Annotated in this window: 13 protein-coding genes; 1 reads left to right on the top strand and 12 read right to left on the bottom strand. The window is 48.9% G+C overall.

The window, feature by feature from the left end:
• Positions 1–14: 14 nt before the first annotated feature.
• The 12 genes from smc to I2H74_RS24990 all read right to left on the bottom strand — a co-directional run bounded on the left by smc (position 15) and on the right by I2H74_RS24990 (position 11876).
• Entirely contained in the window at positions 15–3587 is a 3573-nt protein-coding gene (gene smc / locus I2H74_RS07995) for a chromosome segregation protein SMC (protein WP_195573080.1), read from the bottom strand.
• Between the two features lie 210 nt (positions 3588–3797).
• Positions 3798–4496 carry a ribonuclease III gene (rnc, locus tag I2H74_RS07990; protein ID WP_195573078.1) on the bottom strand — a complete coding sequence of 233 codons (699 nt, stop codon included), beginning with the start codon at positions 4494–4496 and terminating at the stop codon, positions 3798–3800.
• 12 nt (positions 4497–4508) lie between these two features.
• Complete coding sequence (gene fabF, locus I2H74_RS07985; protein ID WP_195573076.1) at positions 4509–5744, bottom strand: beta-ketoacyl-ACP synthase II; 1236 nt, start codon at positions 5742–5744, stop codon at positions 4509–4511.
• Positions 5745–5878: 134 nt separating this feature from the next.
• Positions 5879–6115 carry an acyl carrier protein gene (acpP, locus tag I2H74_RS07980; protein WP_195573075.1) on the bottom strand — a complete coding sequence of 79 codons (237 nt, stop codon included), beginning with the start codon at positions 6113–6115 and terminating at the stop codon, positions 5879–5881.
• A gap of 109 nt (positions 6116–6224) precedes the next feature.
• Positions 6225–6971 (bottom strand): 3-oxoacyl-[acyl-carrier-protein] reductase, encoded by a 747-nt coding sequence (fabG, locus tag I2H74_RS07975; RefSeq protein WP_195573073.1) that lies wholly within the window; start codon positions 6969–6971, stop codon positions 6225–6227.
• Positions 6972–7047: 76 nt separating this feature from the next.
• On the bottom strand, positions 7048–7977 hold the full coding sequence (gene fabD / locus I2H74_RS07970) for an ACP S-malonyltransferase (protein WP_195573071.1): 930 nt from the start codon (positions 7975–7977) through the stop codon (positions 7048–7050).
• 27 nt (positions 7978–8004) lie between these two features.
• Positions 8005–8991 (bottom strand): beta-ketoacyl-ACP synthase III, encoded by a 987-nt coding sequence (locus I2H74_RS07965; RefSeq protein WP_195573069.1) that lies wholly within the window; start codon positions 8989–8991, stop codon positions 8005–8007.
• An 11-nt stretch (positions 8992–9002) separates the two neighbouring features.
• Entirely contained in the window at positions 9003–10001 is a 999-nt protein-coding gene (gene plsX / locus I2H74_RS07960) for a phosphate acyltransferase PlsX (protein ID WP_195573067.1), read from the bottom strand.
• A complete protein-coding gene (fapR, locus tag I2H74_RS07955; protein ID WP_195573458.1) occupies positions 9985–10581 on the bottom strand; it encodes a transcription factor FapR in 597 nt (198 codons plus the stop codon). Before fapR ends, plsX begins: the two co-directional genes overlap by 17 nt.
• 358 nt (positions 10582–10939) lie before the next feature.
• Positions 10940–11116 carry a 50S ribosomal protein L32 gene (gene rpmF, locus I2H74_RS07950; RefSeq protein WP_195573065.1) on the bottom strand — a complete coding sequence of 59 codons (177 nt, stop codon included), beginning with the start codon at positions 11114–11116 and terminating at the stop codon, positions 10940–10942.
• A 48-nt stretch (positions 11117–11164) separates the two neighbouring features.
• Positions 11165–11674 carry a YceD family protein gene (locus I2H74_RS07945; RefSeq protein WP_195573063.1) on the bottom strand — a complete coding sequence of 170 codons (510 nt, stop codon included), beginning with the start codon at positions 11672–11674 and terminating at the stop codon, positions 11165–11167.
• Between the two features lie 79 nt (positions 11675–11753).
• Positions 11754–11876 (bottom strand): hypothetical protein, encoded by a 123-nt coding sequence (locus I2H74_RS24990; protein WP_267490716.1) that lies wholly within the window; start codon positions 11874–11876, stop codon positions 11754–11756.
• Positions 11877–11960: 84 nt separating this feature from the next.
• On the opposite strand from I2H74_RS24990, the gene I2H74_RS07940 reads away from it, so the two are divergent.
• Positions 11961–13274 (top strand): nucleotidyltransferase, encoded by a 1314-nt coding sequence (locus I2H74_RS07940; RefSeq protein WP_195573061.1) that lies wholly within the window; start codon positions 11961–11963, stop codon positions 13272–13274.
• The last annotated feature ends 99 nt before the right edge of the window (positions 13275–13373 follow it).

Genomic DNA, 13373 nt, shown 5'->3' with positions numbered 1-13373 from the left:
GGTTTTCCCCCGTTCTACGCAATGATCGCTTCATCATCTTCCAGTTTGACGGATACGAGCTTCGATACCCCGCCTTCTTCCATGGTTACGCCATACAGCACATCTGCTTCTTCCATCGTCCCTTTACGGTGAGTGACGACAATAAACTGCGTCTCTTCAGAGAATTCGCGCAAATATTGCGCGAAGCGTGTGACATTCGCTTCGTCCAAGGCTGCTTCAACCTCATCAAGCACACAGAATGGAACAGGCTTCACGTGCAGAATAGCAAAAAGCAAAGCCATCGCCGTTAATGCACGTTCTCCGCCTGAAAGAAGCTGTAGATTCTGCAGCTTCTTTCCTGGTGGCTGAGCGACAATATCAATTCCCGTCTCCAGCACCCGATCAGGATCAGCCATGACAAGATCGGCACGCCCTCCGCCAAACAGCTTTGCAAATACGACGACAAATTGCTTGCGTATCGCTTCAAAGGTCGTATTAAAGCGTTTGGACATCTCGTCATCCATTTCTTTAATGACTTCATACAAGGTTGTTTTCGCCTCAATCAGGTCATTCTTTTGTTCGCTTAAATACTGATAACGTTCGTTTACCCGCTCATATTCCTCGATCGCACCAAGATTGACATCGCCGAGGGCAGAGATTTGGCGCTTCAAGTTGCGTACTTCGAGCTCCGCTGCCTGAATATCTTCAGGAAGCGCATAGCGCTGCTTCGCCTGCTCAAAGCTAATCTCATAATCTTCTGCCAGCTTTCGCAGAAGATTATCGAGCTCTACATCCAGTCGATTCGACTGAATCTCCGTATGGCGCATCGCTTCTTCCACTTGCTTTAGTTCTGTACGCTGCTCTTTCGTATCACTTTCAGCTAGTTCAAGTGTTTGCTGGAACTGAAGTCGTTCAGCACGCTTGAACTCCATGCTTTGAGACGCTTCCTGCTTCTTCGCACCGAAGTGATTGAGATCCTCTACCTGCTTCAAAAGCTCCCGCTCCACCGTCTCCAAGTCAATTTGCACCTGAATAAGCGACTGGGTTTGATGCGAGTATTCCTGCTCATAGTTTTTGGAATCCTGCTCTGCACGTTTTTGCTGTTCATTCAAGGAGAACAGCTCTTGGTCAAGCTTCCCGTGCCGCACTTTCATGTCAGTGAGCTGGGATTGAAGCTCTTCCTTCGCAGATTCGTTCGCTTTACGCTTCGATTCCGCATGCTGAATGGCAACCTGGAGCTTGTCTTCCTCTACTTTAAGCTCAGAGAGGCGATGTTCAGCCGTTAATCGGCCCGCATCGAGCGTCTTCATCTCCTCATTCGCAATTGACAGTTCCTGATTCTCAAGCTCCACAGCCTGCTCAAGCTGGCTGACTTCCTTTTCCAGCTGTGCTAGTTCGGAAGCAAGCTGCTGCTGCGTAAGACGTTTGCTCTCCCCTTGCTCGCGCAAATCATCAAGGCGTTTCACGCCTGTTGAACAGCGCTGCTTCAATTCAGCAATGGAATCCGTCAGCTTATACAGCTGCTGCTCCACTTCCTTGATATCGTGTTCAAGCTGTTCTAACTGGCGTTTTCGCCCAAGCAGGTTCGCGCTCTTCTTGTTCAAGCTGCCGCCTGTCATGGAACCGCCTGCATTTACGACATCGCCCTCACGCGTAACGACGCGGTAGCGATAGTTCAACTTTGCTGCAATCCGGTTTGCATCCTCAAGCTTCTCGGCGATGATGACATTGCCAAGCAGGCTGCCCACAATCTGCTTGTAGGTGGCTTGGGTCTCAACAAGATCAGCCCCAATGCCTACATACCCTTCCATTCCCTCGATCGTGCGTCGATCGGAGTCATGCATCGTACGACTGCGAATGACATCGAGCGGCAGGAAGGTAGCGCGGCCAAGCTGTCTTTGCTTTAGAAAGGCAATCGCTTGACGAGAAACCGCTTCATTCTCCATAACGACATGCTGGAGAGATGGTCCCAACGCGGTCTCAATTGCGGTCTCCAGATACTCTGGAACCGTAATCAGCTCTGCTACAGCGCCATGAACGCCAGCTAAGCCGTGGCTGCGTCTAGAGGCTTTCAGCACTTCTTTGACGCCTAGCATAAAGCCATCGAGGTCATCCTGCAGCTCCTTCATCGTATCTCTTCTCGAGATTAAGGAATCGTAGCGCTGCTGCCACTTGCGAATAGCCTGTTGACCTTCCTCAAGCAGCTTCTCATCCTGCTTCAGCTGCTCGCCTTCTTTGGCATATCGATTGCGGATATAATTGAGGTCGTCTGATAGGGTTTCCATTCGACGATTCGTATCCGCCATCTTCTTGCGTAAATCCTGCTGCTCCTGCTCACGCTTCTGTCTAGCAGCTGCCATTTTATCGAGCCGCTTCTGAAGCGCTTCACGCTGCTGCTCATAATAACGAATGTCATTGCGCTGCTGAGCCATCTGGTTCAGCACTTCCAGCAATTGACCTTTCAAGGACTCTTCCGCATCGGAAGTTGCGCCTCCGGCAACACCTACAAGACGCTCTTGCTCGGCTTGGATCAAGCCTTGCACTTCATTCAGCTCAACTTCAACAGCGAGACGCTTGTCCCGAACGCTATGCAGCTCCGCTTGCTTCAAGTGTAGACGCTCAGAGGTCTGAGCAATAGTAACTTTCAGCTGCTGCTCATTCGAGGTCAAATTGCGCTTGCGCTCACGGAGCACCTCACCTTGACCCTCGCACTTCTCATACTCCTCACTATAGTGAAGAAGCGTCGCCTGCAGCTTCTCAATGTCCTCCTCAATCTTACGGAGTGCGATGCGATGCACTTCAAGCTTCGCATCATGCTCGCTGACGACTGTGGACAAGGACAATTCCTTTTCCTTCAACCCAGCAAGCTTCTGATTCGCTTCCTGCCAATTATGATGTAGCTGTTCAATCTGATGAACATACACAGCAATTTCTTTATTGCGAAGCCATTCGCGAAGCTGCTTGTAATGACGGGCTTTCTCGGATTGCTCCTTCAAAGGATTGATCTGATCTTCAAGCTCTGTAATCAGATCATGAATCCGAATCAGGTTATTCTCCGTATCGTCAAGCTTCTTCGTCGCATCGCGCTTACGAGATTTGTACTTAACAATTCCCGATGCTTCTTCAAAGATCCCGCGTCGATCCTCAGAGCGTGTACTCAAGATCTCCTCAATGCGGCCTTGTCCAATGATCGAATAGGCTTCCTTGCCAATCCCTGTATCCATGAACAATTCTGTAATATCACGGAGCCTGCAGGACTGCTTATTAATAAAATATTCGCTATCCCCGCTTCGATGCACCCGTCTTGTCACGGTTACCTCATTGAAATCAAGCGGGAGCGACTCATCACTATTGTCTAATGTCAACGATACTTCGCCGAAGTTAACCGCCTTGCGAGCATCACTTCCTGCGAAGATGATATCCTCCATCTTGCCGCCGCGCAGAGACTTTGCGCTCTGTTCACCGAGCACCCAACGGATGGAGTCCGATATATTACTTTTGCCGCTGCCATTCGGACCAACCACACCTGTAATACCATGAACAAACTCCAACTCCGTCCGATCCGCGAACGACTTAAAACCGGCAAGTTCCAACCGTTTCAGGAACATACTTATTCATTCACCTCTAGTATTCTTTCATGTACAACCTCATCGCCCATCCTTAGCGGTTACTCTATCTTGCATTCGCAATCTCACCATCTGGACATAGAAAGAGCAAAAATCAGCCATCCTTGACAATGGCTTCACGCCTCGTCCCGCAAGCTGGTCTTTGCTCTTTCTGCGAAACGGGCCGACAGCAACGCGTCGGCCCTCAGTACGTTATGATTTCGGGATGACGATATGTTCAAGTGCCTGCGCTGCTGCGTGCTGCTCCGCTTCCTTCTTGGAGCGTCCTGTGCCGCGACCTAGGCATTCATCGCCCATATGCACTTCGGATACGAATTCACGCTCATGAGCCGGACCGCGTTCCTCCACGATACGGTACTCCAATACACCAAGATTATACTGCTGCGTTAGTTCCTGCAGCTGGGTTTTATAATCATTGGTTTGAAGTTTGCCGTCCAAGGAGATATGTGGGAAGACGAAGCGCCGCAAAAACTCCCGGACAGGCTCTAAGCCTTGATCCAGATACAGCGCACCAACAAACGACTCAAACACATCTGCAAGTAGAGCAGGTCTTGTGCGACCACCCGTTAACTCCTCGCCTTTGCCAAGCAGCACATATTGTCCGAAATAGAGCCGATTCGCAAAATTCACGAGCGAGGGCTCACATACAATCGAAGCACGCAGCTTCGTCAGTTCGCCCTCCGGCCGATTCGGACATTGCTCAAACAAAAACTCGGAGACGGTTAGCTCCAAAACAGCATCACCAAGAAACTCCAGACGTTCATTGTCTTGATGATGACCGAAGCGATGTTCGTTCACGTAAGATGCATGAGTGAATGCCTGTTTCAACAGCTGTCTATTTCGAAATGTAACATTCAGTTTCTGTTGTAACTGCTTCAGATCTGCATTCAACTTTATGACTCCTTATGCTTCGTATTTCTTCATAACCAATGTCGCATTGTGTCCGCCAAAGCCGAACGAGTTGGACATGGTTACGTTAACATCCTGTTGTCTAGCTACGTTAGGAACGTAATCAAGATCGCATTCAGGATCCTGATTGTCAAGGTTAATCGTTGGCGCAATCATGTTATTTTTCAGCGTTAAGCCGCAAATAACCGCCTCGATACCGCCTGCTGCACCAAGCAGATGTCCTGTCATTGACTTCGTGGAGCTAACAGCTACCTTGTACGCATGGTCACCAAGCGCAGTCTTGATCGCTGTCGTTTCAGAACGATCTCCTACTGGTGTAGATGTACCATGAGCATTGATGTAATCCACATCAGTCGGATCAATGCCCGCATCCTTAATGGCACGCTTCATGCAATGAGCAGCACCTGTAGGATCTGGCTCCGTAATATGATGTGCATCTGCGCTCATGCCGTAGCCAATAATCTCAGCGTAGATATTCGCTCCACGCTTCAATGCATGCTCAAGAGATTCGATCACGAGCACACCAGAGCCCTCGCCCATTACAAAGCCATCGCGATCGATATCGAATGGACGGCTTGCTTTTTCCGGCTCATCATTGTGTGTAGACATCGCCTTCATCGAACAGAATCCAGCAAGTCCAAGCGGACGAATCGTCGCTTCAGCACCGCCGCAAATCATGACATCCGCGTCTCCACGCTGAATGATCTTGAATGCATCACCGATAGAATGGGTTCCCGTCGCACATGCGGATACCGCTGCGGTGTTAGGTCCCTTTGCTCCAAGCGTCATGGATACTTGTCCAGACGCCATATTCGCAATCATCATCGGGATAAAGAACGGACTAACGCGCTTTGCCCCTTTTTCGATCAGAACATGATGCTGGTCTTCCCAAGTTCCAAGACCGCCAATACCTGAACCTACAATAACGCCGACACGTTCAGGGTCTTCCTCAGCCATATTCAGCTTCGCATCTTCTACTGCGTTCTTACTAGCCGCGACAGCGAACTGCACGAAGCGATCCATACGGCGAACTTCCTTTTTATCCATATACTGCTCTGGATTAAAGTCCTTGACCGACGCTGCAATTTGTGTTGGATATTCAGAAACGTCGAATGATTCAATGAGAGAAATTCCTGACTTGCCTTCTAACAAATGATTCCAAAATGTTGTCAGATCGGAGCCTAGTGCAGTAATTACTCCCATGCCGGTCACTACAACCCTGTTTTTCAAAAGAAATTCACCTCGATTGTTCTAAAGTTGACGCTCTATTTATGATTGAATACGTTGAAATAACGCATCTTATGACGAAAGAATCCTTACATGAATGAGGAGAAGTCCCGTTATAGTAACGGGACTCTACAATCTTAGTTATGAGATTGTATGTAGTTTACAACTTCACCAACTGATGTAATCTTCTCTGCGTCTTCGTCAGAGATTTCCATATCAAACTCATCTTCTAGTTCCATCACCAATTCCACTACATCGAGGGAATCAGCGCCAAGATCATCCTTGAAAGATGCTTCGAGAGTCACTTCAGCCTCGTCAACGCCAAGGCGTTCTACGACGATACGCTTAACACGCTCAAACACTTCAGTAGACATCCGGTTCACCTCCTCTTTGGTATTATACGAGAAAACCTTCTAAATTGCCATATGGAACAACATCTAACAAAAAATTGCTCAAAGTCTATGAAAACATAGACTGGTAAGCCTACATGTACATGCCGCCATCGACATGAAGCGTCTGTCCAGTCATATAGTTGGCATCATCCGATGCAAGGAACAAGACAGCTTTGGCGACATCTTCAGGTGAACCAAGACGCGCAAGCGGAATGCTCTTCATGAGCTCAGCGCGAGTCTCCTCAGGCAGCACATCAGTCATCTCCGTCTCAATAAAGCCTGGAGCGACGCAGTTAACCGTGATCCCGCGGGAGGCTAGCTCGCGAGCAGAAGCCTTTGTAAGGCCAATAACGCCTGCTTTCGCTGCAACATAGTTGCTTTGTCCCGGGTTCCCCATAACGCCCACAACAGACGAAATGTTGATGATGCGCCCGGAGCGCTGCTTCATCATCGGTCTCGTTACAGACTTCAGACAGTTGAAGACGCCCTTGAGGTTCGTTTCGATCACTTGATCGAACTCCTCTTCTTTCATGCGCATAATTAAATTATCTCTAGTAATCCCGGCATTATTCACAAGAATGTCAATTCGACCGAATTGTTCCAAGGCCGTCTTGACTAATTGCTCTGCCTCATCGGACTTGCCGACATTGGCCTGCACGGTGATCGCACGGCGTCCCATCGCTTCAATGGCTTGAGCCGTCTCCTTTGCCGCAGCCTCGCTCCCAGCATAGTTCACAACGACATCTGCGCCGGCTGAAGCCAAGGCGAGCGCGATTGCACGCCCAATCCCTCTGGAAGCGCCTGTTACTAGCGCTACTTTTCCTTCCACATTCGACATGATTACTCCTCCTTGTATTCTGTTATGGATATCAATAGGAATTAGCTTCACTAGCCATTCCATTGCCATGCATCGCTTATTGAGCGGTATATGCTTGAATAGCCTCTAAGGAGTTCAACGTCACAATTTGGACGGAACGGTCGATCTTTTTGATCAAACCTGACAACACATTGCCTGAACCAATCTCAATAAAGGTATCGGTCCCTTGCTCGATCATATAGCTCACACTATCTTCCCATAGAACAGGCGAGAACACCTGCTCAACAAGCAGTGTACGTATGCGCTCTGCATCCTGCTCCGCATGTGCGGATACGTTGGATACGACCGGAATCTTTGCATCCTGCCAGTTCACTTCGCTTAGAGCCGCATCTAGACGGACCGCTGCCGGCTTCATCAGAGAAGAATGGAACGGACCGCTGACTTCAAGCGGAAGCACGCGCTTCGCTCCGGCTTCCTTGCCGCGTTCCACTACTGCCTGCACGCCTGCTGCGGAGCCCGATACTACAATCTGGCCAGGGCAGTTCAGGTTCGCCATCTCGACAGGCGCTGTAACGGCTGTAATATCATCACATAATGCACCTAGCGCTTCACGAGATGCGCCAAGCACAGCGGCCATGCCGCCTTCACCGCTTGGAACCGCCTCTTCCATGAATTGACCACGCTTATGCACGATGGCTACTGCTTCTTCAAAGGTCATCACACCCGCAACAACAAGTGCGCTGTATTCTCCAAGACTATGACCTGCTACAAAATCCGGCTTTATCCCTTTACCTTCAAACGCTTTATAAAGCGCGTAGCTTGTCGTTAATAGAGCAGGCTGTGTATTCACAGTCTGCTTCAAGCTTTCTACAGGACCGTTAAAGATGATGTCGGTCAAGGAATAGTCTAGAACCCGATTCGCTGTTTCGAAAATATCATGCGCTTCTGTAACCTGATCATAGACATCACGTCCCATGCCTACCGACTGAGACCCTTGGCCTGGAAATACCAATGCGATTTTGCCCAATGTATACACTCCTTTGCTAGTCTGGCACTACCAAGTAAGCACAGCTGCGCCCCAAGTCAATCCGCCGCCGAAACCTACCAATACAATCGTATCGCCTTCTTTAATACGGCCTTCCTCGACAGCTTCTGCCAGCGCAAGCGGGATAGACGCAGCGGAAGTATTCGCATACTTCGGAATATTGATCATACACTTCTCAGGTGGAAGATTCAATCGATCAATAGCGGATTGGATAATACGAATATTCGCCTGATGCGGAATAAGAAGATCAATATCTTCCTTGGTCTTGCCAGCCTTCGCCAGTGCCTCTTCCGCAGCAGAGCCCATAATGCGAACGGCAAATTTGAACACTTCACGACCGTTCATGTAGATGAAATGACGTCTGCCTTCAACGGTGTCCAAGGAAGCAGGATGGCGGGACCCGCCACCTTCTAGTGTGAGCAGCTCTTTCCCTTTGCCATCTGCGCCAAGCTCAAAAGATTGGAAGCCGCGGCCTTCCGGAACAGGACCGAGTACAGCCGCGCCTGCGCCATCACCAAAAAGAATGCACGTATTGCGATCCGTATAATCCGTAATGCGAGACAAGGTCTCAGCACCGATAACGAGCACATGCTTGTACATCCCTGTCTTAATATAGCTTGTTGCAGTAGCCACGCCATAAATAAAGCCTGCACAAGCTGCGGACAAGTCAAATGCCGCTGCATTCTTCGCTCCCAAGCGTTCTTGGACCAAACAAGCCGTGGATGGGAACATCATATCTGGCGTTACAGAGCATACCATAATGAGATCGATATCCTCCGCAGTAAGTCCTGCTGATTCAATCGCTCGTACAGCGGCTTCATAAGCCAAGTCAGAGGTCGCTTGATGCTCTGCAGCAATGCGGCGCTCTTTCATCCCGGTCATCGTTGTGATCCATTCATCATTCGTGTCGACCATGCGTGCCAAGTCTTCATTTGACAAAATGCGCTCTGGTACATATTTCCCCGTTCCAATAATTCCTACTGAAGGCATCTTCATCTCGATTTCACTCACTTCCCGCTATTATTCCCTGCAATCTCAGAAGAAATTGTGGCGATCAATTGGTGCTCTAATGCTGTGCGTGCTTGACGGATCGCGTTCAGGACTGCTCGCTTATCGGAGGAGCCGTGCGCCTTTATTACCAACCCTTGAAGCCCTAAGAGCGGGGCACCGCCATGCTCTTTATAGTCCATCATTTTCTTAAGACGCTTTAGACCTGGCATCAGCACCGCTGCCGCCAGCTTCGTCATGATATTGCGCGTAAATTCCTTTTTCAACACACTGAAGAGCGAACCTGCGGTTCCCTCGAACGATTTCAGCATGACGTTCCCTACAAAACCGTCGCAAACGAGAATGTCGCAGTTGCTTTCCAACACGTCTCTTGCCTCAACATTTCCTACAAAATGAATATTCGCTTTCTCAAGAAGCGGAAACACTTCCTTCGTCAGCTCATTGCCTTTCATCGCTTCGGTACCAACGTTGAGAAGCCCTACTCGAGGCTTCGACATGCCATGCATCTTCTCACGATAGATACTGCCCATAATTGCGTACTGCAAGAGATGCTCGGGCTTCGCGTCCATATTGGCTCCAAGATCGAGTGCAAGAACACCTTTGCCATCCATCGTAGGCAGCATAGGCGCTAAGGCTGGACGCTCTACACCTTCCATTCGGCCTACAACAAGCAGTCCAGTGGTCATCAGCGCGCCTGTATTCCCCGCTGAGATCATACAGTCTGCTTCGCCTTCGCGCACCATGCGCCCCGCCATGACCATAGAGGCCCCTTTCTTTCTGCGAACCGCCTTGACCGGTTCATCATCCGCCTCTATACGATCGGGCGTATGGACGACCGTAATATTGCTTGGCGCATCCTGCATCAATGGACGAATTTGAGCTTCATCCCCAACGAGGATAATCTCGATATCCTTCCACATCTTTGCCGCCTCGCAAGCACCTTCCACGTTGCTCTTTGGGGCATGGTCGCCACCCATGGCATCAATGACTATCTTCATGCTCTACTCCTTCTCCGCCGCCTGTCTCAGTATTCGAACGGAATATGATAAAGTGCCCTTGAAACACGAGTTCGTCTCCCACATAGCTGAACACTTCAACCTTAGCCTTGTGACGCTCACCTGAGATTGACCGCACATAAGCCTTTGCTACACACTTTTCCCCAAGCTTGACCTGGCGGACAAATCGGATATCCGCCGAAGCTGTCAGTGCAATCTCATCATCGATGACGGCAACCGCAAGCGAGTTCGCCTGTGCAAACAAGTGATGCCCGCGCGCAATCTTCGTTCTCGAGAAGACATGCTCCTGCTTAATCTCAAGAATAGAGATTCCGCTCCGATCGAGCTGCAAATCGACAATATCACCAATAACCTCATCTATCGGCAACGATCTTACTTGATCATAGGATTGCTCAGCCATTAGCTTCAATCGTTCTCGCAGCTCAGGAATGCCCAACTCCATGCGATCCAAGCGAATCGTCTGAATGCTCACCCGGAGCATGCGGGTCAAGTCCTGATCCGTAATGAACGGATTGTCTTCAATAATCTTAAGCAATTGTTGATGACGCTCTTTTTTCGGCAGACGATCCATGCCCGCACCTCCTTATCTAGTGTGTCTAACAAGGCCTTGATTTAGAATAGATCTATACAATGATCAAGGAAATGTCCCTTGATTGTAACCTCTTCTTAGAACCAGGTACTAATTAAGTATATATAAAAATGCTGTCCTTGAAAAGCTTCAGTTTCATAGCAGCATATAATCATAGATAAATAGGAGGTCAATAGATCCTATCAAGCCTTTTGTGGCAAGGATTGTTGTCTGTCTATCATTTCCCAATACTTAAGTGCGGTTATGCTCATCAACATAAAAAATAGCATCCCGCCATAGGCAGGATGCTATTTTTCAGGTGTGCGGCAAGCAGCGCTAGCCGCATCTAAGATTATTGTTGTTTGATAATCTCTCTTTGCTTGTATGTTCCGCAAACTTTGCATACGTGATGCGAAAGTTTCAACTCACCACATTGTTCGCATTTAACCATGCCCGGAACCTCTAACTTAAAATGAGTACGGCGCATATCGCGGCGTGTTTTGGAAGTTCTTCTTTGAGGTACTGCCATGTTCCCACCTCCTTACATTAATTCCATGTTACCTTTCGGTTTGGTTGATCATTTCTTAAAGAAATCTTGCAACCCAGCCAGTCGCGGATCAATTCGTTCATTCGAGCAATCACAGGACTGCTCATTGCGATTCTTCCCGCATGTAGGGCAAAGACCAGCACAGTCTTCTTTACATAATGGGGCAAAAGGCAAGTGAACAAACACCGCTTCCTCCACATATGGCTTCAGATCAACGCGTTCATCCGTCACGATTATGACTTCATCTTCGTCGTCTGTTGGAAGATCCGTAGAGTCCGCCATCGCAAATTGCTCATGAAACGGAATAACAACAGTCTCAACGTGCGGCTCCAAGCATCTGGAGCAGACCGTGTTCATTGTCGCTGTGATGCGACCATGCACATCGACTCTGTCTTCACCTGCTACCGTTGCGGTTAAATCGACATCAACCGGCTCAATGTGATGAATATCGGCTCGCTCCTTAATGACATCGTCAGCACGGAACGTTTCACGAATATGTACACGTTGGCCACGGTTCACATCTCGATAATTAAAGTGCATGATATCACCTCAAACAAACAAAATTAATTATAGCCATTAGGCTTATGCTTTGTCAACCAAATTCGTTTGACAGATCATTTTAGCTCTTCTTATAGCTTAAGCTAAATTCGCCCTTCAAATACAAAGGAACAGAATCGACATGAATCCCAGCTTCATCATCACAAGCGGCAAGATCCTGTACGATTACAGTTCCATCTATCATACACTACGCTTCCTTTCCTTACTAGGGATAGATTCGATATAATAAGGAACATCACATCTCCTTACAAAGAAAGGATATGACAACATGCGTACGGTTGGCATCATTGTCGAATATAACCCGTTTCATAACGGGCATGTATACCATTTAAAGGAATCTGCACGCTTGACGGAGGCTGATGCGGTCGTCGCCGTTATGAGCGGACACTTCTTGCAGCGCGGCGAGCCTGCGATTGTCGACAAATGGGCTCGGGCCGATATGGCGCTTAAGCAAGGCGCTGATCTTGTGATCGAGCTGCCTGTCGCTTATGCTGTACAGCCAGCTGAGTGGTTCGCTTATGGCGCGGTAGCATCACTGGAAGCAACAGGCGTCGTCGATGCGCTGTGCTTCGGCAGCGAGCTCGGCGATATCAAGCCTCTTACCTCTGCTGCCAAGCTGCTTTCAGAGGAAACGGAAGGCTTTCAGGCACTGCTTCAGCAGGCACTTAAAAGCGGAATGAATTATCCCGCGGCCTTTGCAGCTGCTGCTTCTCAGCGTTTGGAGATCAGCCAGCCATCAAGTGTAGATGGAAATGCAGTTGAAGCAACGGGTGGAACAAAGCCACAGCTTGTAAAAGATGCATTAAACTCAACATCCTCTAAACCTTGGATTGCAGAACCAAACAACTCGCTAGGGCTTCATTATATTCTGGCGCTTGGCCGACTTAAGAGCTCCATTCAACCCTATACGATAGCACGCCAGAAAGCAGGCTATCACGAGCAGGAGGTCCATGATTCCACCATTGCAAGTGCAACCGCAATACGGCGTTTGATCGCTGAGCACCGGAACCCTTCAGCTTATATGCCGAATTCCTCCTGGGACATCCTGCAGCAATGTCAGCGCCTTGGCAGAGGATCTGTGACATGGCAGCATTTTGCTGAGTCTTTATTATATCAGCTGCAGCGTTCGACTCGAGATCAGCTGGCAGCGCTGCTTGAGGTTAACGAGGGGCTTGAATATCGATTGGAGCAAGCATTGCCTCAATTAAGGGAACGTTCTGTTGAAGAATTGCTAGAACATTTAAAGTCAAAACGATATACAAGAACAAAGCTGCAGCGCATGCTGACCCATATCCTCCTCGGTCATGACAAAGACCACTTTGGGCCTGATGCCCTATCACACGGACCTTCGTATATACGAGTGCTTGGCTTTAGTGAACGTGGACAAGCGCTCCTGAAGCAGATGCGCAAGACCTCATCGCTTCCAATCATTCATAAGGCTGATCGAGAAAATGCCGTGCTTGGGGGAAGAAATGGACTACAAGCCGATATCCAAGCCACTGCTGTGTACGCAGGCAGCTTTTCTGCTTGGAACGGGAAGCTTGCCTATCGGGATTACTTCGAGCCGCCAAGACGTGTTTAAACAGCGGCTAGTACATTCTGCTCATGCCACCTCGATCTGGGATATACAACAAGATAATCCTAAATCATATCTCCATGTTGCATAACCTCTAAAGAAAAG

Origin of the sequence: Paenibacillus sp. 1001270B_150601_E10 (assembly GCF_015558675.1) — a bacterium.
Taxonomy (GTDB): Bacteria; Bacillota; Bacilli; order Paenibacillales; family Paenibacillaceae; genus Paenibacillus_B.
The sequence above is the reverse complement of the archived record's forward strand: the minus strand, read 5'-3'. Positions and strand labels throughout refer to the sequence as shown.

What these genes read in the sequence shown, in the direction of transcription:
- smc (WP_195573080.1), bottom strand. Translation starts at nt 3,587, where the DNA reads ATGTTCCTGAAACGGTTGGAACTTGCCGGTTTTAAGTCGTTCGCGGAT.
- acpP (WP_195573075.1), bottom strand. Translation starts at nt 6,115, where the DNA reads ATGTCTACTGAAGTGTTTGAGCGTGTTAAGCGTATCGTCGTAGAACGC.
- fabG (WP_195573073.1), bottom strand. Translation starts at nt 6,971, where the DNA reads ATGTCGAATGTGGAAGGAAAAGTAGCGCTAGTAACAGGCGCTTCCAGA.
- I2H74_RS07965 (WP_195573069.1), bottom strand. Translation starts at nt 8,991, where the DNA reads ATGAAGATGCCTTCAGTAGGAATTATTGGAACGGGGAAATATGTACCA.
- plsX (WP_195573067.1), bottom strand. Translation starts at nt 10,001, where the DNA reads ATGAAGATAGTCATTGATGCCATGGGTGGCGACCATGCCCCAAAGAGC.
- rpmF (WP_195573065.1), bottom strand. Translation starts at nt 11,116, where the DNA reads ATGGCAGTACCTCAAAGAAGAACTTCCAAAACACGCCGCGATATGCGC.
- I2H74_RS07945 (WP_195573063.1), bottom strand. Translation starts at nt 11,674, where the DNA reads ATGCACTTTAATTATCGAGATGTGAACCGTGGCCAACGTGTACATATT.
- I2H74_RS24990 (WP_267490716.1), bottom strand. Translation starts at nt 11,876, where the DNA reads ATGATAGATGGAACTGTAATCGTACAGGATCTTGCCGCTTGTGATGAT.
- I2H74_RS07940 (WP_195573061.1), top strand. Translation starts at nt 11,961, where the DNA reads ATGCGTACGGTTGGCATCATTGTCGAATATAACCCGTTTCATAACGGG.